The 24347-nt window shown below is 75.0% G+C and carries 21 protein-coding genes; 3 read left to right on the forward strand and 18 right to left on the reverse strand.

Going from position 1 to position 24347, the window contains the following annotated elements; all coding sequences use genetic code 11:
- Positions 1–29: 29 nt before the first annotated feature.
- The 5 genes from QSK00_RS18860 to QSK00_RS18880 form a co-directional block, all read right to left on the reverse strand.
- A complete protein-coding gene (locus QSK00_RS18860) occupies positions 30–959 on the reverse strand; it encodes a hypothetical protein (RefSeq protein WP_285592872.1) in 930 nt (309 codons plus the stop codon).
- Between the two features lie 31 nt (positions 960–990).
- Positions 991–2052: an FUSC family protein gene (locus QSK00_RS18865; protein WP_285592874.1), complete on the reverse strand. Its 1062-nt coding sequence runs from the start codon at positions 2050–2052 to the stop codon at positions 991–993.
- A 40-nt stretch (positions 2053–2092) separates the two neighbouring features.
- The gene (locus tag QSK00_RS18870) at positions 2093–3787 is read right to left on the reverse strand and encodes an APC family permease (RefSeq protein ID WP_285592876.1); all 1695 of its coding nucleotides are present in this window, start codon (positions 3785–3787) and stop codon (positions 2093–2095) included.
- Positions 3788–4001: 214 nt separating this feature from the next.
- A complete protein-coding gene (locus tag QSK00_RS18875) occupies positions 4002–4829 on the reverse strand; it encodes a SigB/SigF/SigG family RNA polymerase sigma factor (protein WP_285593050.1) in 828 nt (275 codons plus the stop codon).
- Between the two features lie 334 nt (positions 4830–5163).
- Complete coding sequence (locus tag QSK00_RS18880; protein WP_285592878.1) at positions 5164–6813, reverse strand: CocE/NonD family hydrolase; 1650 nt, start codon at positions 6811–6813, stop codon at positions 5164–5166.
- 206 nt (positions 6814–7019) lie between these two features.
- Between QSK00_RS18880 and QSK00_RS18885 the strand changes: the two genes are divergently transcribed.
- Entirely contained in the window at positions 7020–8729 is a 1710-nt protein-coding gene (locus QSK00_RS18885) for a metallophosphoesterase (protein WP_285592880.1), read from the forward strand.
- 146 nt (positions 8730–8875) lie between these two features.
- On the opposite strand, the gene QSK00_RS18890 is transcribed toward QSK00_RS18885, so the two are convergent.
- Complete coding sequence (locus tag QSK00_RS18890) at positions 8876–9652, reverse strand: DUF2382 domain-containing protein (protein ID WP_285592882.1); 777 nt, start codon at positions 9650–9652, stop codon at positions 8876–8878.
- Between the two features lie 271 nt (positions 9653–9923).
- On the opposite strand from QSK00_RS18890, the gene QSK00_RS18895 reads away from it, so the two are divergent.
- On the forward strand, positions 9924–10913 hold the full coding sequence (locus tag QSK00_RS18895) for a patatin-like phospholipase family protein (protein ID WP_285592884.1): 990 nt from the start codon (positions 9924–9926) through the stop codon (positions 10911–10913).
- Here the strand turns inward: QSK00_RS18895 and QSK00_RS18900 are convergent.
- From QSK00_RS18900 to QSK00_RS18935, 8 genes are all read right to left on the reverse strand, one after another.
- A complete protein-coding gene (locus QSK00_RS18900; RefSeq protein ID WP_285592886.1) occupies positions 10908–11270 on the reverse strand; it encodes a glycerol dehydratase reactivase beta/small subunit family protein in 363 nt (120 codons plus the stop codon). The genes QSK00_RS18895 and QSK00_RS18900 overlap by 6 nt on opposite strands.
- Complete coding sequence (locus tag QSK00_RS18905) at positions 11267–13093, reverse strand: diol dehydratase reactivase subunit alpha (protein WP_285592888.1); 1827 nt, start codon at positions 13091–13093, stop codon at positions 11267–11269. Before QSK00_RS18905 ends, QSK00_RS18900 begins: the two co-directional genes overlap by 4 nt.
- Positions 13093–13671, reverse strand: coding sequence for a propanediol/glycerol family dehydratase medium subunit (locus QSK00_RS18910; protein ID WP_285592890.1), 579 nt, complete (start codon positions 13669–13671; stop codon positions 13093–13095). Before QSK00_RS18910 ends, QSK00_RS18905 begins: the two co-directional genes overlap by 1 nt.
- Positions 13668–15383: a propanediol/glycerol family dehydratase large subunit gene (locus QSK00_RS18915; protein WP_285592892.1), complete on the reverse strand. Its 1716-nt coding sequence runs from the start codon at positions 15381–15383 to the stop codon at positions 13668–13670. The genes QSK00_RS18910 and QSK00_RS18915 overlap by 4 nt, the downstream gene beginning before the upstream one ends.
- A complete protein-coding gene (locus tag QSK00_RS18920; protein ID WP_285592894.1) occupies positions 15383–15814 on the reverse strand; it encodes a diol dehydratase small subunit in 432 nt (143 codons plus the stop codon). The genes QSK00_RS18915 and QSK00_RS18920 overlap by 1 nt, the downstream gene beginning before the upstream one ends.
- Complete coding sequence (locus tag QSK00_RS18925; RefSeq protein WP_285592896.1) at positions 15811–16677, reverse strand: MIP/aquaporin family protein; 867 nt, start codon at positions 16675–16677, stop codon at positions 15811–15813. Before QSK00_RS18925 ends, QSK00_RS18920 begins: the two co-directional genes overlap by 4 nt.
- The gene (locus QSK00_RS18930) at positions 16674–17090 is read right to left on the reverse strand and encodes a GlcG/HbpS family heme-binding protein (RefSeq protein WP_285592898.1); all 417 of its coding nucleotides are present in this window, start codon (positions 17088–17090) and stop codon (positions 16674–16676) included. Before QSK00_RS18930 ends, QSK00_RS18925 begins: the two co-directional genes overlap by 4 nt.
- A 407-nt stretch (positions 17091–17497) precedes the next feature.
- Positions 17498–18157: a GntR family transcriptional regulator gene (locus QSK00_RS18935; protein WP_285592900.1), complete on the reverse strand. Its 660-nt coding sequence runs from the start codon at positions 18155–18157 to the stop codon at positions 17498–17500.
- 127 nt (positions 18158–18284) lie between these two features.
- On the opposite strand from QSK00_RS18935, the gene QSK00_RS18940 reads away from it, so the two are divergent.
- Complete coding sequence (locus QSK00_RS18940; RefSeq protein ID WP_285592902.1) at positions 18285–19763, forward strand: LuxR C-terminal-related transcriptional regulator; 1479 nt, start codon at positions 18285–18287, stop codon at positions 19761–19763.
- A gap of 134 nt (positions 19764–19897) precedes the next feature.
- On the opposite strand, the gene QSK00_RS18945 is transcribed toward QSK00_RS18940, so the two are convergent.
- From QSK00_RS18945 to QSK00_RS18960, 4 genes are all read right to left on the reverse strand, one after another.
- Positions 19898–20884 carry an aldo/keto reductase gene (locus QSK00_RS18945; protein WP_285592904.1) on the reverse strand — a complete coding sequence of 329 codons (987 nt, stop codon included), beginning with the start codon at positions 20882–20884 and terminating at the stop codon, positions 19898–19900.
- A gap of 9 nt (positions 20885–20893) precedes the next feature.
- Positions 20894–21808, reverse strand: coding sequence for a glycosyltransferase family 9 protein (locus QSK00_RS18950; protein WP_285592906.1), 915 nt, complete (start codon positions 21806–21808; stop codon positions 20894–20896).
- Complete coding sequence (locus tag QSK00_RS18955) at positions 21805–22932, reverse strand: glycosyltransferase family 4 protein (RefSeq protein ID WP_285592908.1); 1128 nt, start codon at positions 22930–22932, stop codon at positions 21805–21807. The genes QSK00_RS18950 and QSK00_RS18955 overlap by 4 nt, the downstream gene beginning before the upstream one ends.
- A gap of 105 nt (positions 22933–23037) precedes the next feature.
- Positions 23038–24258 carry a hypothetical protein gene (locus QSK00_RS18960; protein ID WP_285592910.1) on the reverse strand — a complete coding sequence of 407 codons (1221 nt, stop codon included), beginning with the start codon at positions 24256–24258 and terminating at the stop codon, positions 23038–23040.
- Positions 24259–24347: the final 89 nt, after the last annotated feature.

The following is a 24347-nucleotide window of genomic DNA, read 5'->3' on the forward strand; positions in this document are numbered from 1 at the left end:
AACGACGCTTTCCTGCCACCGGAGAGGGGCTACTCCAGGTCCGCCCGCTCCGCCTCGGCCTGGTCGAGCGCGCGGCGGGCCTCGTCGGCGGCGGTGTCGGCCTCCTCGGCGGCCTGCCGCGCGGCGTCGAGCGCCTCCCGCGCGGCGGTCTCGTCGGCCTCCGCGCGGGCGAGGCGCTCGCGCAACGACTGCGCCGCCGCGGCCGCCTCGTCGTGGTCGGAGGCGGCCTGCTCGGCGCGGTGCCGCGCCCGCTCGGCCGCCCGGGCGGTGTCGTCGCGCTCCTCCCGAGCCCGCTCGACGGCCCGCTCGGCCGCCTCCCGTGCCCGCTCGCGTTCCTCCTCCTCCGGGTCCGGCCCGTCGGGCTCCGGTTCCGGTCCGGGGTCCCGACGACGGGGTGCCGGGCGCGTCTGGGACGCTCCCCGCGGCGGGGGCCGGCGGGTCGTGCCGCCCGCCGCGCGCGCGGTCGACCCACCGGTGAACCCCACGCCGGGTTCGAGCGCGGTCGTCAACCGTCCGGCCGCGAACGCCCGCGCCGCCTCCGGATCGGCCAGCGCGGCGGCGATCGTCTGCTCGAGGTCGCGCGCGACCGCGTCGCCGACCTTCTCGCCGTCCTCCCGCGCGAGCTTGCGCGCCCGCGCCACGAGGGCGCCGACCAGTTCCCGACGCTGCGAGGTCAACGCCCGCAGCGCGTCCCCCGAGAGCGTCTCCTGGGCCTGCCGCAGCTGCCCGCCCAGCTCCTCCAGTGCGCCGACCTCGTCGGGTGACTCCCGGGCCAGGACGTTCGCCAACCACGCCCCGAGCGACGGCTTGCGCAGCGCGCCGATCGCGGTCGCGGTCTCCTTGTCCTTGACCACCTTCGCGGCCTTCACCAGCTCCGTGCGCCGCGGGACGAAGCGGTCGGGGTGCAGCCCGTAGAGCTCGTCCGCGGCGTCCTCGAACTCCGGGGCCTCCTCCGCCATGCCCGCATCCTGCCCGGTCGGGCACCCGCCGTCAGGACACCCGGGTGGCGACGTGCGAGCGCCGCGGATCGGTGAGGGCGTCGACGTCCTGCGCGAGCAGGTGGAGCTGGGTCGCGAGCCGGGCGGCGCCGGAGTCCCACGACTCGGGGTCGGTCCCCGCGAGCCCCTCGGCGACCTCGTGCGCCGACCGCGGGCCCTCCTCGGCGCGCGGGTCGACGTCGCGCGGGTGGTCGGCCAGCGCGCCGACCACGGCGGCGATCTCCTCGACCCCGTCCACCAGCCGCGCGGGGACGTCGTCGCCGCGGTCGACGACCTCCGCGGCGGTCCGGGCGAGCAGCACCGACCCGGCGTGGACGTACTCCAGCCCCTCGTACCGACGCTGCATCGCCGCGAGCGCCGGACGCTCCCGGCGACCGCGCAGCGTGGTGCGCGCCAGCCGGTCGGAGGTGGTGCGGGCGTCGAGGAGGGCGGCGACGTCCTCGTGCCCGCCGCGCAGGCCCTCCGCGGCCTCCCGGAGCGCGTCCGGGGAGCCCGACCGCAGCCCGGACCCGACGTCGTGCAGGCCGTCGGCGAGCCGGCGCAGGGCGGTCGCGGCCGCGTCGCCGAACTGGCGGGTCGGGCTCGGCGAGACGAGGACCTGGCTGACGACCAGGGCGAGCGCCCCGCCGATCAGGGCGCTCGCCAGGCGCGTCCAGCCCGCCTGCGACGAGCCGATCCCGACGACGAGCAGGGCGGCGATCCCGGACTGCAGCAGCGCCAGCGGATTGATGCTGCCCAGGGACACCACCAGCATCGCGACGACGACCGCCGCCCCGACCTGCAGCCACCCGCTGCCGAGGACGACCTTGGCGAGTTCGCCGACCACGACTCCCGCCACCACCCCGAGGAGCAGCCGCAGCGCCCGCGGACCGCGGGCGGCGGGAGCGTCGGTGAGGCACACGACGGCGGCGATGGGCGCGAAGATGGGAGCGGGCTGGCGCAGGATCAGCTGGGCGAGGACGAAGGCGGCGATCGCCGTCGCCCCGTCCAGCGCGATCCGCACCCACGCCTGACGCACCCGCTCCCAGGCCCGGCCGGGCAGTCCGGTCAGCACCGTTCGGTGGTACCCGGTGGGCCGGACGCTACGCGTGCAGCTACGCGTGCAGCTCCGCCTCCTCGGCGCCGGCCTCGGACGCCTCCGCCTCGACCTGGCGTGCCACCTCCTCGGCCGGCATGGCCATCGCGACGGCGAGGTAGAAGATCACCAGCGACCACACGGCGACGGCCAGCAGGTCGATCCACTCCGGGATGATCTCGGCGCCGTCGTACTGCCCGAGGGCGGAGATGACGAGGATGCCGCCCAGCCAGGGCAGGATCCAGCCGAGGGACCGCAGCTGGAGGTCCGCGCCGAAGAAGGCGAGGCCCTCCCGGGAGGCCCGGAAGGCGCGGTAGGCCGCGAAGAGCACGAAGCCGATGACGATCGCGACGGCGAGCTTCCAGTCGGTGGTCCAGCCCGACCAGTAGATGATCTCGTTCGCGGCGATGAACGAGAGCGGGGCGATCACGGTGGCGGCCGGCATCCGGTAGGGCCGGGGTCGGTCGGGATCGACCTTGCGCAGCGCGGCGAGGGTCAGCGGGGCGAAGCCGTACATGATCACGGTGGCCGACGTGACCAGCGAGACCAGGGACTGCCAGCTCGGGAAGGGCGCGAACGAGATGAGCCCGACGACGAAGGCGACGAGCGTGGAGACCCACGGGATGCCCCGTCGGGAGATCTTCGCGAGGCCCTTCGGGGCGAACCCGGTCTGTCCCAGGGCATAGGACAGACGCGCCGAGGTCGCGACGTACACGAGCCCGGTCCCCGCGGGCGAGATGAAGGCGTCGACGTAGAGCAGGATCGACAGCCACGTCAGGCCGAGCGCCCCGGCGATCGTCACGTAGGGGCCGAAGTCGCCCTCACCGATCGGGTTCTCCCAGCCGGTGGCGAGGGCGGCCGGGTCGAGGGCGCCGACGAACGCGACCTCGAGGGCGAGGTAGATGACGACGCCGAGCGCGACCGCGCCGATGAGGGCCCGCGGCAGGTCCTTCTGCGGGTCGCGGGCCTCGCCGCCCATCTGCGCCGCCTGTTCGAACCCCTGCAGCGCGAACACCACGCCGAGCGGGAGGGCGGCGAACACGCCGTGCGCGCCGTAGGGAGCGAAGCCGCCACCGGCGGTGAAGTTGCTGCCGTGGAACGCGACGAAGATCAGGACGATCACGGTGAGCACCGGGATCGCGATCTTCCACAGCACCGTGATCCGGTTGGTCTCGGCGAGCAGCGCGACCCCGGCCAGGTTGATCAGCGTGAACACGACCATCAGCGCCGCGGCGACCACCAGGCCGAGCCCGGTCAGGTTGCCGTTGTCGTCGACGAACCCGTGGACGAGGTGGTCGAGGTAGGACAGCGCCGCCTCGACCTCGATCGGCGCGATCGCGACCGCCTGGATCCACCCGACCCAGCCCGCCGTGAAGCCGGCGACCGCGCCGAACGCCAGCCGCGGGTAGCGCGCGGTGCCGCCCGCCACCGGGTAGGTGGAGCCCAGCTCGGCGTGCACCAGCGCCAGCAGGATCACGATCACGCCCGCCAGCACCCAGGACAGGATCGACGCACCGCCGGCGGACTTCGCCGCGGTGAGGGCACCCAGCAGCCACCCGGACCCGATGATCGATCCGAGCGAGATGAACATGAGGGCGCTGAACCCGACGGTGCGGCGGAGGCCGGGCCCGCTGGATACAGGCGCGTCGGCGGTGGTGGACATGGGGCTCCCCGAGATCTCACGCAGGTGGGCGGGCGCACGGATCGTGCTCATCCGCCGCCGTCCGCGCGAGCCGGTCATCGGGGGCCGGACCGGTCCTAACCGGACCGTCCGGTGAACAACGCCGGAACAATCGGACAGCACGTCACCAGAACGTCATGCAACTTCCCGCTCTTCTGCCCGTCGGGGCACCCCACTCGTGTGACAGGAACGCGTCGTTGCTGCCACTCGGTGACGGCAACGACGCGTTCCTGCCGCGAGGGGAGGCTCAGCTCGCGAGCGGCGGACCCGCGTCGTCGTCGGCCAGCAGCTGGGCCTCCACCTGGGCGCGCAGCTGGGCCAGGGTGCGGGCGAGCAGCCGGGAGACGTGCATCTGCGAGATGCAGAGCACGGCGGCGATCTCCGCCTGGGTCTGCTCGTGGACGAAGCGCAGCGCGAGCATCGTCCGCTCGCGGTGCGGCAGGGACGCGACGAGGCCGTGCACCAGGGCGCGCACCTCGACCCGGTCGAACTCGGGGTCGACGGTGCCGAGGACGTTGACCAGCGAGGAGTCGTCGCCCTCCCCGAGGGTCTCGTCGAGCGACGCCGGGTGGTACGAGCCGTGCGCGGAGATCGCCTCGCTCACCTCGTCCCGGGAGATGCCCAGGTGCTCGGCGATCTCGGGTGCCGTGGGGGCCCGGCCGAGGCGCTGGGAGAGCGTCGCCGTCGCACCGCCCACCGCGAGGTAGCGGTCCTTCACGCTGCGCGGGGTGCGGACCGACCAGGCCGAGTCGCGGAAGTACCGACGGACCTCCCCCATGATCGTCGGGACCGCGTAGGACAGGAAGTCGCGTTCCCGCCCCGGGTCGAACCGGTCGACCGCGTGCATCAACCCCACCGTCGCGACCTGCTCGAGGTCCTCGGTGGGCTCGCCGCGGCGGGCGAACCGCCGCGCGATGTTGTGCGCGACGGGCAGGTAGGCCACCACCAGCCGGGCGCGCAGATCGGCCCGCCGTGGATCGTCCGCCGCGTATCCCGCGTGTTCGGCGAGCAGCGGCGCGAGTGCGCGGTAGTCCTCGTCCGGCTTGCCCTGATGGGCCGTGGTCGTCGACGCCATGTCGTGCCCCCGCCACCGCGCCCGGGGCACGGGCACGCCGCGCTCCGGCGCGGGGAGTCCGAGCCTCGTCATCGCGGCTGCGGTCTGAACCGGAGGACTTCGAGCCGGGCCAGCGTTCCAGCCGGGCACCGCGCGACGCAAGGATCCGATCACACACGCGTCACACACGCGGCCGGTGCGGGAGCGGACCGACCGGGGGGACGGCCGGCCCGCTCGACACCGCGGACACCCGGGGGGAGGGCGTCCACCGTGTCCCGCCGGGCGGACCCGGCGGACGGCGCGGAGACTATCTCAACGGACGTGTTGACCGAGTGCGGACACGGCGCGAGGCCCGTCACCCCTCGACGGCGAGCACCACGTGCGAGGGGTGTGCGGCGTCGTGCAGCACCTCGCGCTCGCGCGGGACGAGCATGCGGCCGTCGCCGAGGGGCGCGCCGGTCCCGGGGTGGCGGGCGAAGCGCGGGTGCGCTCCCCCGGAGACCTGCACCCGGAGCCGGTGCCCCGCGGCGAAGCGGTGGCCGACGGGCCACAGCTCGACCTGGACCGCCACCGTCCCGTCGTCGGCGGGCGCCGGGGACCCGGGGCGCAGCCGCCGGATGCCGTCGGTGACGTTGACCGAGCGGCCCGCCGGGTCGACATCGCACACCCGGACGAACACGTCGAGGTGCTCCACCTCGGCACGGACGTGGACCACGGCCCGAGCGGGGCCGAGGGCCACGAGGTCGTCGTCGAGGACGGGCCCGGTGAAGACGACGACGTCGTCGCGGGCCTCCAACGCGCCCTGGTCCCGCGGCCCGGAGGCCCCGGATAGGATCGGCCCCCCGACGGCGGGCGTCGGGTCGTTCGGGTCGTAGACGATCCGCGTGCCCGCCCAGTAGGCGTCGTCCCGGGTCGGGAAGGTCGGTGGCTCCGCCCCGAGCCCGTGGTCGGTGCGCAGGTAGAACGACTGCTCACGGACGTGCTCCGGCGGCCAGTCCGCGAGCCGCCGTTCGCCCCCGCCCCCGGACAGCTCGAGGTGCACCCGCGGTGAGTCCTCCGGCACGGCGTGCCCGAACGTCTCGTCGAAGGTCCGCAGGGCGTCCCGGATGCCCGCTGCCATCCCCTCCCGGCTGGTGTGCACCCACGGGCCGATGCGCAGCAGCGGGTGCGCGCCGGCGGCACGCAGCGCGGCGTGGTCGGCGAGCTGCCAGGGCAGGAAGATGTCCTGCCACCCGCCGGTCATGCTGATCGCGACGCCGCGCCGGCCGACCTCGCCGACCCCGGCCGCGTACGACCGCTTCGCCCAGTAGGCGGAGTCCGGGGCGTCCTCGCGGAGCCAGTCCTGGAAGAAGTCGATCGGCACGCCCGCCGCCACGAGGTCGGCCTGCGCGAGCGGCACCGTGCCGAACCCGGCCTGCACCCGGTGGCGCACGGCCTCGACCAGGCGCCCGCCGAGCCCGGGGTGCTGCATCATCGCGGCCCACGAGAGCGCGTTGTCCAGCGAGAACGCCCCACCGGGATAGGTCTGGTCGCGGAACTGCGAGGCGGTCACGAGGGTGCCCATCGCGGCCAGCGCGTCGCCGGACTCGGGCGCGAGCGCCCACTGGGTGATGCCGAGGTAGCTCGGCCCGAGGGTCGCTATCCGGCCGTCGCAGAAGGGCTGGGCGGTCAGCCAGCGGACGGTGGCGACGCCGTCGTCGGCCTCGTCGAACGGGGAGAGCTCGCCCTCCGAGCCCGCCGTGCCGCGGACCGACTGCACCACGACCTGGTAGCCGCGCTCGGCGACGAGCCGCCCGAACACCAGCCCGACCCAGCCCGCCCGGCCGTACGGGCTGCGCACCAGCACGACCGGTCCGCGGGTGACGCCCGCCGGGCGGTGGTGGTCGTGGCGCAGCACGACCCCGTCGGGCATCGGGACCGCGACGTCCCGGGCGACGCGCACGCGGGGGGTCCGGGGGGCGGGCAGGCCGATCCCACGGCGCAGCAGTCGGGTGACGGGGCTCATCGCTCCATCATGACGGGCGCGCGGTGATGTCAGCGGTGGCACACGGCGCTCACCCGACGTCAGCGGTGGCCCACCGCTGCCGGCCGGGGCCACCCGACCGCCACCGGCGGGTGACGGCCCGTTTCGTCCCGTTCACCGGCCGTGTTCATGTCCTGTTCAGCCCGTCCCGGCTGCGCACGATCCACCTCCGGGTGACGCTCCCCGTCGTGACGCGCACCCCCCGTGGCGAGGCCCCCGACGTCGGCGTCCCGGCCCACCTCGCCGAACACATGACCGTGGCCGAGCAGCACGACTGGATCGCCGGCTTCCTGCGCCGCCACCCCGTCTCGCGCCGCAGCGCCCTCAAGCGCGGCTCCGGTGTCGTGGCCGCGATGGGGCTCGCGTCCGCACCCTGGACGCTCGCCGCGTGCGCCTCCGCCGCGCAGGCGCCGGTCGCGGTGGTGGGGCGCCACCTGTCCTTCGGCGACGACCCGATGCGCTCGATGGCGATGGCCGGCGAGCTGACCGCCCCGCCGCAGGGCGCGGTGTCGGTCGACCTCGGGCAGGACGGCTCGTTCGGTCAGCGGCTGCCGGTCGAGGTGCGCCACCTCGTCTCCCAGGTCCCCCAGGCCGACGGCTCGGTCCGGGCGAGCGACCAGTACTTCGTCCACGCGCTCGCCACCGGTCTGCAGCCCGGACAGCGCTACGACTACCGGTTCCGACTCGCCGACGGCACCACGACCGCGACGTCGAGCTTCGCCACCGCACCGCGACAGCCGACGGCGCCGTGGAGCTTCACCGCGTTCGCCGACCAGGGCGTCGACATGGTCCCGCCGAGCGGGCTCTCCGGCTTCACCAACGCCTACTACAAGCCCGACGACGTCCGGCGCACGATGACGCCCTCGACGTCGATGGTCGACCGCATCGCCGGCACCCGCCCGGCGTTCCACCTGCTCGCGGGCGACATCTGCTACGCCGACCCCTCGGGCATGGGCGAGCCGGTGAAGAGCACGGGCACCTCGAAGTCCCCGAGCGGGTTCGACTCGTTCGACCCGACGGTGTGGACCACCTACTTCGGCCTCATCGAGCGCAGCGCCGCCTCCACCCCGTGGATGTTCGCCACCGGCAACCACGACATGGAGGCCCTCTACGACGACAACCGGGCCAGGGGCGCGCTGCACGGCTACGGCGGGCACGCCGCGCGACTGGACCTGCCGAGGACCGGTCCGAGCGCCTGCCCCAGCGTGTACTCGATGCGCTACGGCAACGTCGGGGTGGTCAGCGTCGACGCCAACGACCTGTCCATGGAGATCCCGACGAACGCGGGCTACTCGGGCGGGTCGCAGGTCGCCTGGCTGCGGCAGACGCTCGCGCAGTGGCGCACGGCCGGCTCCGGCGTCGACTTCGTCGTCGCGTTCTTCCACCACTGCGCGTACGCGACGTCCTCGACGCACGCCTCGGACGCCGGGGTGCGCGCGGCGGTGGCGCCGCTGTTCGACGAGTTCTCGGTCGACCTCGCGCTGCAGGGCCACAACCACCAGTACGAGCGCTCGAACCCGATCCGCGCGGGCCGCTCCACCACCCAGGCCCCCGACGGCGCGACGGTGCGGCCGGAGACCGACGGCACCACCTACGTCTGCGTCGGTTCGGGCGGTCGCCCCCGCTACGCGTGGCAGCCGGGCGAGGTCGACCGCTACCGCGGCAACCCCGCCCCGCAGGGCGACGTGAACGTCGTCAGCTACCAGGCGGTCAGCGCGGACGGGAAGATCCCCGACGCCGTGGACTGGTCGCAGGCGCGCTACCTCGACTACGCCTACGTGACGGTGGACGTGGTCCCGCCGCCCGGCCCGGGCCAGACCACCACGATGACGCTGCGGACGATCACCGACACCGGTACCGAGATCGACCGGGTCACGCTCGCCCGGCGCGCCGGCTGACGCACGCCGGAAAGGCCCGGGCCGAATCGGCCCGGGCCTCCCGACATCCGCAGTGCGACGTCCCCGGAAATCCTCCGACACATTTCCGGGCAACTCCCGACGACTGTGTCGTGGTCACATCGTCGGAATCATCGGCGTGCGCGGACTCAGTGGCGACGCTTCTTCCCGTCGGTCATGACGCCGTTCTCGTCGTCGACGTCCACGCGCTCCTTGCGGACGTCCTCGGAGAACGTCTGGTTCTCGGTCACGGTCTCCGTGGCGAGGCGCACGTTCTCCACCGCGTGGGCCTGCTTGTCCACCGTCGCGCGCTCGGCGTGCAGCGTCACGGTCTGCTCGTCCTCACCGATCGAGCCCGGGCGCGCGCCGTCGCGCACCGGCTCGCGCTCGAGCCGGACCTCCTCGTGGCTGACCGGGACCTCGACGGTCTGGTTCTCGGTGACGACGTACTTGCGCAGCCGGACCCGGCCGGTCTCGACGGACTCCTTGCCGACCGCCAGGCGCTCCTCGGACAGCGTCATGCCCTGGTCGCCGTGGCGGTCGGTGCGCTGGTCGCGGTCCCGGCCGTCCTGCCGGCGGGCGTCGGCGTCGCCGTGGCGGCCGGTCGGGGCCGCCAGCCCGTAGTGGTCGTAGAGCTCCCGCTCGCCGGTCTCCGAGAGCTCGCCGGAGTCGTCGGCCGAGCGCGGCGCGTCCTTGATCATCTTCTTGGCCGGCGCCACGTGCAGGCCGTCGCGGCCCTGCTTCGCCCCGTCGAGCGGCACGAAGCTCTCGGTGGTCCCGAACAGGCCCGTGTTCACGGTGACCCACTTCGGCTCACCGCTGGAATTGTCGACGTAAACCTCGCCGACCTTGCCGATCTTCTCGTCGTCGCGGTCGAAGACCTGGGTCCCCCGCAGGTCCTTCACCATGTCCGGCGTGATGGTCATCCGTTCGACTCCCTGATGAATCGTCGTGGTCGTACCGCCCCCTGAGTTCTCACCGATCGAGTTCCGGACACCTCGCACGACACAGTTCCACCCCGTCGGGAATCGTGTCCCCCCATTCTTCGACGCAGGGTCGGACGAGGGCCCTCGACAGAACAGGGCCCTGTCGCCTGTCGGTGCGGGCCCGGTCACGACCGGTGATCACCGCTGCACCGCACGGAGGAGTCGGACGTCCGTCTCGCCGTACGGGCGTGCACCCGTAAGGATGTCCGGTGTGTCGCGACGCCATCGTGTCCTCGAGGTCCTCGCCGCCCGCCGCGCCGAGGGGTCGGGCCCGGCGGACCGGACCGACGGGCACCGCGTGGCCCTCGCGATCGAGGGCGGCGGGAGCCGGGCGACCTACTCCTCGGGGATGGTGCTGGGCCTCGAACGGCTCGGGCTCGCCCGGTGCTTCGACGCGGTGTACGGCGCGTCGGCGGGCGCGCTCGCCGGGAGCTGGCTGGTCGGCGGGCAGACCGAGAAGTGCTGCGCGGGCTGGTGGGAGCCGGGCCTGATGGAGCGGGTCACCCGGCCCTCCCGCGGTCTGCGGGGCCGTCCCGTCGTCGACGTCGAGTACCTCGTCGAGACGGTCGGCGAGGAGATCGTCCCGGTCGACTGGCAGGCGATCGTCGACGCCGAGGTGCCGCTGCACCCGGTGGCCACCGACGTCGACACCGGTGAGGCACTGGACCTGCACGGCACGATCTCCGACCCGGCCTCGCTCAAGCTCGCGCTGCGCGCCTCGGCCAACGTCCCGCTGCTCGCGGGGATGCCGATCGAGATCCACGGCCGGCGCCTGGTCGACGCGGCCGTCGCGGAGCCGCTCCCCTTCCACACCGCCCTGGACCAGGGCGCGACGCACGTGCTCATGCTGCGGACCCGTCGCGCCGACCAGGAGGCGATCGACGCGACACGGCTGGAGAAGGCGCTCGTCGCCCGGCTCGGGCAGGCCAAGGTGCCGGGGCTCGTGCACGTGCTGGGCAACCGGCTGGAGACCCGGCGCGCCGACGACGAGTGGCTCGCGACGGCCAGCCTCGACTCCGGCGACGAGCCGCCGCACCTGCTCGAGGTCCGGCCGCCCGAGGGGGCGGACACGATCAACCCGCTGGAGACCGACCCGGACCGGCTGCGCCGCGGCGTCGAGACCGGCTGCGACGCGCTGCGGGCGCTCATCGAGCCGGCGCTGGAGGTGCCTCCGGCTCGTGAGCAGAAGACGTCGCTATAGCGACCTCTGCTCACCTGCGCGCAGCGCACCCCCCGCGACGATCCGCGCCGCGTCGGCGCCCGCCTGCCGCTGCCCGGCAGCACCCGCGTCGGCGGGCAGCGTGAGGACCGGGTGCGGGACGAGGGCGTGCCGCACCACGACCGTCCCGTCGGCGCCGACCCCCACCCCCACCTGCAGCCGCGAGTCCGCCGCCCCGCGCCGCGCGGCCGGATCCGCGGCGGACCGCTCGTCGGGCAGCAGCGCGGTCGGCACGCCCTGCTCCTCGGCGCCCGCCCGGACCTCCCGCAGCACGCCCGGCGGGGCGTCGGGATGCGCGACGACGAGCACGGTCGGCGGCCCCTCCGACGATCCGCTCACGGGGCGACCAGGGCGGCCGCGTGGGCGTCGACGAGGCCCGCGGCCACGGCGTTGCGGGGTCCCTCGGTGCCGTGGACGTTCCCGATCCCGCACACCACGCCGTGCGGGGCCAGGGCGTCGGCGACCATCGCCGGGATCTCGAAGTCGAGCGCCGAGCCGCCCAGGAGCACCACGGAGCCGAGCAGGCGCAGCGATCCCTGCGGGGCGACCTGGGCGAGCGCGCGCAGCGCGTTGACGACGAACACCCGCCGCTTGGCCTCGCGGCGCACCGTGCGCACCGCCTCCACCGGGCGGCGCACGGGGACCGGGACCAGACCCTCCGGGGTCACCGTCACCACCCGCCCGAACACGTGCGGCGGCAGCGCCTCGTCGAAGAACTGCACCGAGGAGTCCTCGTGGCGCACGTGGAAGAAGCTCTCCACCTTCGCCAGCGGGTGCCGTTTCACCGACTCGGCGGCCTCCCGGTCGTCGAGACCCAGCTCGGAGTCGATCAGCTTCGTGACCAGCTCGCCGGCGCCGGCAACGTGGACCGCGACGGTGCGGCCGTCCCGGTCGAGCAGCGCCGCGTCGGTCGATCCCCCGCCCATGTCGACGACGGCGACGGGCACGGCCGAGCCGGGCGTGGTCAGGGCGCCACGCACCGCGACCTCGCCCTCCACGCCGCCGATCCGCACGTCGCAGCCCAGCGCCGCCGCCACCTCGTCGGCCACCGCCTGCATCCGGCTGCGCGAGGTCCGCACCATCGCCGCGAGGGCCACCGCGTTCTCGCGGGACACCTCGCCGGCGAGCCCGCCCTGCACCGTCACCGGGACCATCGTGTCCACGGCCAGCACGTCGCGGATCCGGATCTCCGCGGCGGGCTGCCCGGTCACGTCGACCATCGTGTCCCGGACCGCCGCGAGCATCCCGCCGACGTGCGTGCCGGGCTCGCCGGACACGTCCTGCAGCGGCGCCACCCGTCCGATGGCCGCCATCACCGCCTCGGCGCCCTCGTCGACGCCGACGTCGATCGAGCGGGTCGCGCCGGAGACGGTCAGGCTGCCGACGGGGATGCGCCGGTCGGTCACGTCTCCCTCAGGGGTCCGGACGACGACGGCCGAGCGCGTCCCGGCGAGCGCCCGCGCCACCGGCGACACCTGCCGGGTCTGCTCGGCGTCCAGCGCGAAGGTCGACGCCAGGCCGTAGGAGTCCGCGAGCGTGCGGATCGTCCGGCCCGGCGGGGCGACCTCGACGGCGGCGAGCATCCCCAGCGGCACCCGGTCGACCGCCGCCACCTCGTCGACGACCGGCACCGGACGCGTCAGCCGGTTCGCCACGAGCACCGCGTCGTCGCCGTGCAGCACCGCGGCGACGACGTCGACCCCGGCCTCCACGGCCCGGTTCAGCGCGTGGGCCACGTCGTCGAAGTCCGCGCCGGCGCCGACCACCACGACGACGGGTCCGTCCTGGCCCCCGAGCTCGGCCAGGGCCACCGTCGTCCCGACCCCGAGGCCCTCGCCGCCCGGCGTCTCCGGGTTGTGCCCGATCATCGTGGACTCGGTGATGATGGTCTCGGAGATCGTCTCCATCGCCAGCCCGCTGATGACCGGCGTGGCCTCGTTGAGCAGCACCGTGTCGACCACCGCCCCCGGCCGGGCGGCGGCCTCCAGCGCCTTCCGCACGGCCGTGACGACCCCGGCCGCGTTGGCCGGGGTGCCCTTCACCCCGGTCGTCGGGGTGAGCGACGACGCGAGCCGCGTGGGCCCGGCGTCGTCGACCTCCGCCGCGCAGGCCTCGGTGGTGGAGTTGCCGACGTCGACCCCGACGACCAGAGGTGGGCGCACTAGTCGACCCGCGTGATGACGGGCTCGACCTCCACCGCCGCCCGCGCGTGGTCGATGCACTCGAACTCCTTGAGGTGCAGCAGCGCGGCCTTGGCCTGCCAGCGGGGGCGGGCCATCTGGTCGTTGCGCGTCGGCACCGGGCGCGGCGAGCGGCTCTGGGCGTACTGCGCGGCGTTGGCGCCGATCATGCGGAAGACCTCGGCGTCGAGCAGCGGGGCCTGCGGGAAGAGCTCCAGGTTCGAGAGCCGGGCGAGGTCGCGCTGGTGCACCACCGTGGTGCCCCGGGCGAGGATGCCGACGGCGATCCCGGACCCGGAGAGCTTCGCCCCGAAGTGCGCGATCGCGGCCAGGTCGGCCGTCCGGTACACCTTGATCGTCCGGGCCACCCCGCCCTGCTCCTCGATCCCTGCGAGGAGCTGGCGGATCACCTCGGCGTGCGGGACGTCGACGATCGTCTTCGTGAACGGGTCCCCGAACGCCGGGGACAGCGCGATGACGACCTCCTCGGGCCGGGTACCGCGTTCGGCCGGCCCGATCTCGCGCAGGGTCAGCGTGCGGGTGCCGGTCGCGGTCGTCATACGACCTCCTCCTCGGGGTTCTCGGCGGAGGTGACGTGGCGGAGCTTCTTGAGCTCCTCCCACCGTTCGCCGCTCAGGCGGTAGCCGGTGCCGGGACCGGCGTAGTCGTTCGCGTCGTTCACCGCGGCCAGCGGGACGAAGTCGCCGGTGAAGATGGCGGCGGTCTGCAGCAGGTCGCCGGACACCCGCTGGCGCAGCACCTGCAGGTAGTTCTCCGCGACGTCGCCGAAGCCGCTGCGCTCGAGCACCTTGACCAGGTCGAGCCCGGTGACGCCCCGCTCCATGACGCTGCGGGCGCCCTCGAGGTCGGCGAGCACGTCGCGGTCGGGGTAGTCGTCGCTGGAGTCGGCGTAGGTGGCCGCCTCCACCTCCTCGTCGGTGATGGCCGGGAGGTCGAGCTCGGCGAACACCGCCTGCAGTGCACGGGCGGCCTTGTTGCGCACCTGCAGGATCACGTCCTCCCGGACGTGGCGCAGCCCGCCGTCGACCTGCATGTCGCGCTGGATGGTGTTCCAGTCGTCGTAGTCCTCGGTGTCGAGGTTGGAGCCCGCGAACATGTTGTCCTTGTTCGGCACCCCGGAGTAGCCGGAGCACACGAAGTCGGTGCCGGAGAACAGCTGCGGGACGAGCCGGCTCGTGCGGCGCATCGCGGAGTGCGAGAACGACTGGTCGTTGCCCGAGGCGCACTCCAGGTCCATCCAGCTCGCGACGAGGTTCTCCGCCGCGACCGCCCGGATACCGCCGGGGACGGCCCCCGGGACGCCGATGCAGGAGATCGAGCCGTTCTGCAGGCCCTGCACACCGGCGCCCTTGGCCATGAGGATGCAGCGGATCTCGAGGAACAGCATCGAGCGGCCCTCGGCGTTGCCCATCTGCACCTCGGAGCCGGTGCCCGAGGTGAAGCGCATCTTGATGCCGCGCGAGGCGTAGGCGGACGCCAGGAAGGCCTTCGACCAGGGCGTGTCGTCGCCGTCGACGAACACCGACTCGGTGCCGTAGATCGAGATCGTCTCGGCGTAGGCGGTGATGCCGCGCATGCCGAGGTCGAGCTCGGTGGCCTCCTCCAGCGCGCACTGGGTGAGCACGCCGCCGCGCCCGACCTGGCCCCCGACCTGCAGGCCGATCGCCACGAGCGGGGCGTAGCGCAGCACGCCGAGGGTGGTCTCGAGCTCGGCGAACCCGCGGACGGCGGCCTCGGCCGCGTCGGCGGCGACCTGGATCGGGTTGTCCTTCGCGCTCGTCGAGTGCGCCTGGTTCGCCGGCGTCCGGCGGGAGCGCACCTTCTGCATCCCCATCATGATCTCGACGACGTTCATCAGCTTGACGACGTCGAGGATCTTCGCCGGGGTGAGCCCCCGGCCCAGGGCGACGACGTCGGCCCGGCTCGTGCGGGGGTCGACGAGCATGCGGGCGATCTCGACCGACTCGATGGCCATCGCCTGCTCGCAGGTGTCCACGTCGATCGCATGGTCGGCGATGAAGGTGTCCATGAAGTCGAACTGCTCGCGGGTCCGCCCGTCGAGCTCGACGATCCGGCCGCCCTCGACCCGGATCGACGGCTGCGGGTCGAAGTCGGACTCCATCGCGACGAGGCCCTTCTCGGGCCACTCCTCGACGAAGCCGTCCAGGTTCACGGGGCGGTTCTCGAGGATCTCGGTGCGCTTCGAGGCGCGGACCTCGGCGGTCTGCGGGCGCGGTTCCACGGCGGTCATCAGAACTCCCCGGAGTCGTCGGCGAGCAGGTTCCGGGCCGCGTAGACCTCGGCGGCCTCACGGACGAGCGCGGCGCAGGTGGTGGCGGAGTAGGTGCCCTCCAACCGCGTCGCGATCTCCTCGAGCTGCGCGGCGCTGGAGGCGTTGGGGCGCAGCGCGTTGTACATCGCGAGCACCTCGGCGTCCGGGATCGCGGTCATCTCCGCCGCCCGGCGGCAGTTCTCGCCGAGCTGGCGGCGTCCCGCCGACTCGGCGATCCGCCCCTGCAGCACGAGGGTCTCGGGGGTGACCCGGAGGTCCTCCGCGGTCACCTCGCCGGAGACGACGGCGGCCATCGTGATGTCGGCGAGCGCCTTCCCGGTGGGGGTGCGCAGCAGCTCCGGGCGGTTGATCGAGAGCGGGTAGTCGGCTGGGGTCAGGTCGACCGTCATCGGGTGACCTCCTCGCGGGCGTCGGGGACCACCACGTCGGCGGGGTGGCGCGGGTCGGGGTTGGCGTGGGCCTCGGCCGACTCCGGGGTCGGGGCCGGGGCGGGGGTGTCGGCCGCGGCCGGCACCTCGAGGCGCTCGACGAGCAGGACGTAGAGACCGCCGCCGATGAGGGCCCCGAGCACCGGCGCGACGATCGGGAGCCACCAGTAGGGCGTGCCGTCGGGCGTCACCCAGGCCGTGTCGTACCCGGTGATCCACGACGCGAGGCGGGGGCCGAAGTCACGGGCGGGGTTGATGGCGTAGCCGGCGTTGGTGCCCCAGGCGAACCCGATGCCGAGCAGCAGCAGGCCGACCATGAGCGGGAGCAGCTGGCCCGCCGCGCCCTGCAGCGTCGCGAGCAGCGCGAACAGGACGAAGACCAGCAGCGCGGTCCCGACGACCTGGTCGAAGAACGCCGTGGTGACGCCGTGGTTCGGGAGGGTGGAGAAGATCGTCTGGGAGGCCGACGTCAGGCCGGGGTCGACCTTCGTGATGCCCGACCCGTAGACCCCGCGGGTCACCAGCGCGGCGAGGAACGCCCCGAGGGTCTGGGCCGCGGTGTAGGGCAGGACGTGGCGCCAGGGGAAGCGCCGGTAGGCCGCCATGGCCACCGACACGGCCGGGTTGAGGTGCCCCGCCCCGAGCCGTCCGGCCACGTAGATACCCATGATCAGGCCGGCGACCCAACCCCAGGTCAGCGTGGCCCAGTCCCCCGCGTCGCCGCCGGAGACGACCATCTGCGCCACCGCGGCGGTGCCGAACACGATGAGGATGAACGTGCCCGCGAACTCGCCGACGAGCTCGCGGCGCAGCGCCGGGGTCATGCCGGCACCGCGCTGGTCAGGGCCGCCACCGCCGCCTCGGCGACGCGGACGTCCTGCTCCACCGAACCCGCGCTCACCCCGACGGCCCCGACGAGCACGCCGTCGCGGTACACCGGCACGCCGCCGCCGAAGATGACCATCCCGCCGGCGGTCTGCTCGAGCCCGTAGAGCTCGGCGCCGGGCTGGACGAGCGGCATGAGCGCGGCGGTCGGCGCCTCCATGAGGATCGACGTGCGGGCCTTGCGCTGCGCGATGTCGATGCTCGCGCGGATCGCCCCGTCCTGGCGGGCGAACGCGAGCAGGTGCCCGCCGTCGTCGACCACCGCCACGTTCATCGGCTGGCCGATCGCGTCGGCCTCGGCGAGCCCGGCGTCGAGCGCGGCGCGGGCGTCGGCCAGGGTCAGGCCCGGCATGGGGTACCTCCACGGGGGTGCACGGAGCGCCACGGAGGCTGGGCCGATCACGTGGCGGGACCGGGCGGAGCGCCCGGCGTCACGACGCTAGGAGTGCGCCCGGTCACCGGGCCACGGGGAGAGTCCCCACCTCCGGGCCCTGGGGGATCTCCCGTAGCCCGGGTGCGGGGTCGCCGTTGCGCCGGACGGCCCGCCCCTCCGGGTGGCCGCGCCCGCCTGGTCGCGGGGGACATCCCGACCCCGCCCGCCTGGTCGCGGGGGACATCCCGACCCCGCCCACCTTGTCGTGGTGAATCAGAACGACAGGCCGCCGGGCGGCCCACGTGAGCCCGCGACAGGGCGCCGGGCGGCCCCGAGGGAGCCGCGGCGCAGGCACCCGCCCGGCACCGGTCCGCCGTCGGGAACCCCTATCGCCCGAGGACGGCGGTCCGGGTGGCCTCGAGGTGTTCGGAGAGCCGGCCGTGGGCCTCGGCGGTCCGGTCCGGCCCGAGGGCGGCGAGGATCGCGTCGTGCTGGCCGAGGATCTCCTCGGCGCGCGCGGGGCCGTGCCCGAGCAGGGAGCCGAGGTTCATGCGCAGCTGACGGTCGCGCAGGGAGGCGTAGAGCTCGGAGAGGATCGGGTTGCCCGCGCTCTCCACGAGCACCGTGTGGAAGCGGCGGTCGCCCTCCGCGAACGCGCGCTCGTCGCCCGCGGCGAAGGCGGCCCGCTGGTCGTCGAGCACCTCGCGGAGCCGGGCGACGACCGCGCTCCGCTCGGGCTCCGTCGTCGCGCAGAGCTTCGCGACGGCGTGCCCCTCGACGAGCTCGCGCGCCTCCAGCACCGCCTCGACCTCGGCGGGCGAGACCGGGACGACGAGCGCGCCACGCTTGGGGAACAGGCGCAGGAGACCCTCGGCCTCGAGGCGCAGGAAGGCCTCGCGGACGGGGGTCCGGCTCATCGCCAGCACCTCGGCGACCTGGCCCTCGCTGATGAGGTCACCGCCGGGGAGGCTGCCGTCGAGGATCGCCGCCTTCGTGTGCCGATAGGCCCGTTCCTTGGCCGAGACCACCGCACGCGTCACGTCCACCGCCACCGGCTCCCGTTCGCCCCGCTCGGCCGGACACCTTGCCCGGGAGCCCGTGTGACCCTACTCTCGCCCGCATTGATGCATCTTGTATGCATCACGATCTCGGGGTCGGGTCCGAGGAGGACGCATGACGGTGACGTCGCCGGCACGGCAGCTCGATCCCCGCGGCCCGCTCGTCGGGTCGCGCGCGATCGGATCGCGGGCCGACGGCGGGCCCGGGTCACTGCTGCGCCGGGTGGTCACGCAGCTGCGCAGCCTGACCGCCGCCCGCTCGGCGTGGGTGGTGCGGGTCGACGAGGCGGCCGGGACGTGGGCCGTCGACGTCGCGGAGGGGACGGACGCCCCACCCGAGCAGCTCGTCGCCGCCGTCGTCCGGGACCGGGCACCCGCCGTCGCGACCGTGCCGGGCGCGACGGTGCTCGGGGTCCCGGTCCGGCGCGGACCACGCGTGATCGGGGTGTGCGCCGTGGCCGGCGACGCCGACGTGGCCCTCTCCCCCGCCGACCGGACGCTCGCGGAGCTGTTCGCCGAGTACGCCGCCCTCGCCCTCGTCGACCACGGGCCGCTCGCCGGGCGCTCCCTGCTCGAGGCGGTCCGCCAGGAGCTGGCCTGGGTCGAGCGGGCGGGGGTCGCCCGGACCGACCTGGTCACAGTGGGGACCGGGACGCTCGACGACGCCCGCGCCGAGGAGATCCTCCGGGTCGTGCAGGAGGCGCTGGTCAACGTGGTCGCGCACGCCCGGGCCGGGCAGGTGCAGGTCGGCGTGCTGCACGGTCCCGGCACGGTCACCGTGCTCGTCGAGGACGACGGCGTGGGGTTCGACGCGACCCGCCCGGGCGGACCGCAGGAGGCCGCGGTGGGCGCGCAGCGCGGGCTGGTGGCGATGAGCGCCCGGGCCCGGCGGCTCGACGGCGAGCTGGAGATCGGCGCCGGGACCGACGGGGGCACGCTGCTGCGGCTCACCGTGCCCTGCGGCCCGCCGTCCGGGTCCCCGGGCCGCGCACGGCCGTCGGTGCTCGTGGCGGCCGGCCGGCCGGTGGTCCGCGCCGGCGTGGTGCGCCAGCTGCAGCTCGGCGCCCCCGACCTCGGCATGGTCTCGGAGGTCGACCTCGGCGCCGGCCCGCGGGACCTCGCGGCCGCCTGCCGCCTGCTCGGACCCGACGTCCTCGTCGTCGAGCCCGACCTGCTGCCCGCCGACCTCGCCGGCGCCCTGGACCGGCTCGCCGCCCTGCCCACCGCGCCGGCGGTGGTGCTGCTCGCGGACGCCTGCGCCGACCACGCGCTGCGCACCGCGGTGGCGGCGGGCGCGAAGGGCTGCGTGGGCCCGGACGACGGCGAGCGGCTGGTCGAGGTGGTCGCCGCGGCCGGCCGGGGCGAGTCGACCTTCCGCCCCGACCAGCTCGGCCGGCTCGCCGCCGCGCCCCGCACCCGGGGCATCACGACGCGGGAGCGGGAGGTCTGCGACCTCGTCGCCCGCGGGATGACCGACCGCCAGATCGCCACGGCGCTGCGCATCTCGGCGAAGACCGTCGAGAAGCACGTCGGCTCGCTGCTGCGCAAGACCGGCGCCCGCAACCGGACGATGCTGGTGGCCGTGGGGCCGTGACCCGGACGTCAGCCGTGTGCCACCGCTGACACCGGGCGTCAGCCGTGTGCCACCGCTGACACCGGACGTCAGCCGTGTGCCACCGCTGACACCGGACGTCAGCCGTGTGCCACCGCTGACACCCCGGGGCGAACTCAGAGGCCCGTCAGCCCCCGCGCCACCCCCACGGCCGCCGACACCCCGCGCACCGGCGAGAACCGGTCGGAGGCCTCGTTCAGCGCCGTCCACTCGTCGGGCGCCAGGACGATCTCGGCGGCCGCGCAGTTGCTCTCCAGCTGCTCGACGCTCGACGCACCCGGGATGGCGACCACCTCGGGGCGGTGGATCGTCCAGGCCAGCGCGACCTGGGAGGGCGTCGCGTCGTGCGCGGCCGCCACCTCGCGCAACGTGTCGATCAGCGGCTGGGCGCGGCGCAGCGACTCGGGCAGGAACAGGGTGTTCATCTGCCGGACCCGGTTCGACGGCCGGTGCTCGGCATCGAACTTCCCGGAGAGCAGGCCCTGCGCGAGCGGGCTGTAGGCGATGACCGCACGGCCGGCCTCGGCCGCGTAGGGCAGGAGCTCCCGCTCCGGGTCGCGCGAGACCAGGCTGTAGGAGACCTGGTTCGAGATCACCCGCGAGCCGAGCGCGCTCTCGGCGTCCTGCCAGCGGTCGAGGGAGTAGTTCGACACCCCGACCTCGTCGACCACCCCGGCGGCCTGGAGCGTCCGCATCCCGGGCATGGTGCGGCGGTCGCCGATCAGCGGGTTGGGCTGGTGGACCTGGTAGAGGTCGAGCGGGCGGCGGACCCGGCCGGAGCTCGCGACCCCGCGCTGCTCGACGACCGGTGCCACCGGGAACACCGGGAACACCTTGGACGCGACGACGGTGGTCGCCGGGTCGGCGTCCGCCCGGTCGAGCGCGTCGCCGAGGATGCGCTCGCTGCGGCCGAAGCCGTAGACCTCGGCGGTGTCGAAGACGGTGATCCCCAGCTCGAGGGCCCGCCGGACGATCCGCGCGGCCTCCGAGTCGGGGCCCGAGGTGTAGTCGCCGCCGTAGCCCCACTCGTTCGACCCGAACTGCCACGTGCCGAGCCCGATGGCCGACCAGCGCTTGGTGGTCGGCAGCTCCAGATAACGCATGCCTCCTGGTTACCCGATCACGGCGGTGACAGCCGCCGCCGGCAGCGCCTCCAGGCAGGCCGGACCGGTCGTCGAGAACGGGCAGGCCGCCTCCCACCAGCACTCCTGCTCCGTGATCGCGGTCGGGCGCCGGACCGGGCACTCCGGGTGTCCCTGCAGGTTGCGGCCCTCCTCGAGCCCGTAGCGGCTGGCGAGCGTGGGGCCGAACAGGGCCACCGTCGGCGCCCCGACCGCCGCGGCCATCCGCACCGGGCCGGTGTCCCCGCCCACCACGACCCCGCCCACCCGACCCACCGCGGCGAACCGCGCGGCGAGTCCGCGCAGGTCGGTCGGCTCCCAGGTCGGGACGCCCGCGACGGGCGTGACGGCCACGACCGGCCGGTCCCCGAGCGTGGCCACCAGCTCCCGCCACCACGGCCAGCGCTTCACGGCCATCCCCGCGTCCGGGACGAGCACGACCGTGCCGGGCGCGGGTCCGGCCACCTGCTCGTCGTCGGCGAGCACGATCCGCGGCGGGCGCGGTGGCCCGGTGATCACGCCCTCCGCGGCGAGGATCCGCTGGTAGCGCTCCCCGACCAGCTCGTCGGCGGGCGGCGACCGCCACAGGTTCGTCACCGCCCGCGTGCCCCGGGACGCGGCGTCGTCGTCGATCAGGTCGCCGATGCCGTCGAAGCGGGTGGTGGTCACGACGAGGTCGGGTGCGAGCTCCGCCAGGGCCTTCCCGACGGCGGGTCGCTCCGCGTGCTTCTCCGCGATCCGCACGCCGGTCACGGCGGGGTCGCGCTCGAGCAGGACCGCACCCGGGGCGTGGGTGAGCACGACGAGCTCGCCACCGGGATCGGCGTCGGCGAGGGCGTGGATCGAGGGCAGCACCATGATCAGGTCGCCGAGTCCGCCGAGGAGGTCGACGACGAGCGTCCTCATCCGAGCTCCGCGTAGAGCGCGCGGTGGCGGGCGGCCAGCGTCGCCCAGTCCCGTCCCGTGAGCAGGTCCCGCCCGCCGGCCGCGACCCGGGCGGCGAGCGCGGGGTCGTCGAGCAGGCGGCGCAGGGCCGTGACGAGCACGTCGACGTCGCGGACGGCGGGGGCGACGACCACGGTCCCGCCGTCGACGAGCTCGGTGTCCGGCTCGAGCTGGGTGACGATCGTCGGGAGCCCGTGGTCGAAGGCCGCGAGCAGGGCACCGCTCTTCGTCGTCGCGCCGGCGGTGAACGGGAAGGCGGCGACGTCGGCGGCCTTCAGCGCGGCCGAGACCTCCTCGGCGGGGACGTGGCCGGTGATCGTGACCCGGTCGGTCGCCCCCGCGTCCGCGACGTGCTTCGTGAGCTCCGCGCGGAAGGTGGCCGCCTCGTCGTCGGGCAGGGCCAACGAGGTGAACCCACCGACGATCAGCAGGTGCAGGGACGGGTGCTCCGGCGCGAGGCGCGCGACGGCGTCGACCAGGTAGCGCAGCCCCTTCACCGGGTGCACGAACCCGAAGAAGACGACGACCGTCGCGTCCTCGGCGATCCCGAGCCGTCGGCGGGTGGCCGCCCGATCGGTGGGCGGGGCCACGACGACGTTCGGCGGGATGGGCAGCCGCAGCGCGGGCTTCGTCGGGAAGCGCGTCCGCAGGACGGCCTCGTGCGCACCGTTCGTGGTGACGACGCGGGCGCTGCGCGGGACGAGCCGGCCGCTCTCGGGGTCGGCGAACCCGAGGCGGGCGGGCAGCCTCCAGGGGCGGGGCGCCCACCAGCCGTACTCGTGCACGGTGGTGACCAGCGGGGCGCCGACGAGGTCGCCGAGCAGGCCCGGCCAGCTGGAGAATCGGTACGCCGACGGCGCGAACTGCAGGTGCACGACGTCGGCACCGCGGGCCGCGCGGACCGCCGCGAGCAGGCCGCGGGGGCCGGGGTCGACGGGGACGTCGTGGACCTCGGTGCCGGCGGCGCGCAGCGCGGCGACGAGGCGGGCGGTGTAGTCGGCGACGCCGTCGTGGGCGGGGTCGGCGCGGCCGTGGAGCATCGCGACGGTGGGCGGGGGCACGGGCTCCGGTACCCCGATCGCCACCCCGGAGCACCACGAACGGGCCGTCCGTCACCGTCGGGGGTGACGAACGGCCCGTCCGTGCGGTCGGAGGGGGTCGGAGGGGGGTCGGACGGCGTCAGATCACCGTCAGCGGACCACGAGGTCCCCGCGGGTGACCGTGCCGCCGGTGGTCGCGCTCCCGAACGCGATGCTCAGCGAGTCGGTGCCCGTCCCACCGGGCTGGTTGCCGTCGACCACGGTCGCGGTGAAGGGCACGACGGCGCCGCTCTGGAGCAGGGCGGTTCCGGTGATGGTCGCGGTGCCGCGGCCGTCGCTGGTCACCGAGGTGATCGAGCGGGAGACCGCACGCAGGTCGCCGTCGCGGACCGACAGCGAGCCCGACCCGGAGCCGGCCGCGCCGGACACGTCGATCGTGGCCCGGCCGTCGGCGCCGTAGCGGACGTCCCCGCGGACGGCGGCCGCGCGCACCACCGGGCCGTCGTAGGTGACCGTCACACGGCCGGCGCCGGTGCTCGTCGCGGCGGCCACCGTGCCGAGGTTCGTCCCGCCTCCGCCACCCCCGCCGCCGGTGTTGGCCGCGGACGACCCGGCGCCACCGCCGAGCACACCGCCGCCACCGCCGCCGGCCCCACCGGCGCGGGCCGACGCGGCCGCGCTGGTCGCCGTCACCCCGGTCGCGGAGGCGCTCGCGCCCGCCGCGCCGCCCGGGGCCGCGTTCACGCCGCTGCCGGGCGCTCCGGCCGCGGCGGCCGCACCCCCGGCGCCGCCCACGCGGGCGGGGAAGTCGCCACCGGCACCGCCGCCACCGCCGCCGCCACCCGCGGCGACCGTCAGCAGGGTGCCGTCCACGGCGACGGCGGACGCGCTGCCGCCCGCACCACCACCGCCGCCCCCGCCCAGCGCCCCGCTGCCGGAGCCGCCCGTGCCGCCACCGCCGCCGGAGCCGACGCCCGCGGCCCCGGAACCGCCCGCGGCCGTGCCGTTCGTCCCGGCGCCGCCCTGCCCGCCGGGCGCGATCGTGAGGGTCTTCCCGGCCACGGTGGTCGGCGCCGCGGTGACGACCGCGCCGCTGCCGCCCGACGCCCCGGCGGCCCCGCCGCCCCCGTTGCCGCCCGCCCCGCCGGCCGCGCCCCGGGCGGTGATCCGCACGTTGGTGGCGGTGGTCGGGATCGTCAGCGTCTGCTGGCCGCCCGCGGCGAGGTAGGTGCAGGTCACGGTGCTGCCCGACTGCGCGCACTGGCTCGGCAGGGTCTGCGAGGGCGCCGCGGAGGCTCCGCCGGGCAGGAAGAACAGGGCCGTCGCAGCGGTGGCCGTGGCGGCGGCGAGACGGGTCGTGGTCGAGGACATGGCGGACTCCAGGGTGTTCGTGGCAGACGAGGGACCGGGCATGTCAGCGCGCACGACACGCCCCCCGAGTCCGGCTCGTCGATACGTTT

Origin of the sequence: Actinomycetospora sp. NBRC 106378, from assembly GCF_030269685.1 — a bacterium.
Taxonomy (GTDB): Bacteria; Actinomycetota; Actinomycetes; order Mycobacteriales; family Pseudonocardiaceae; genus Actinomycetospora.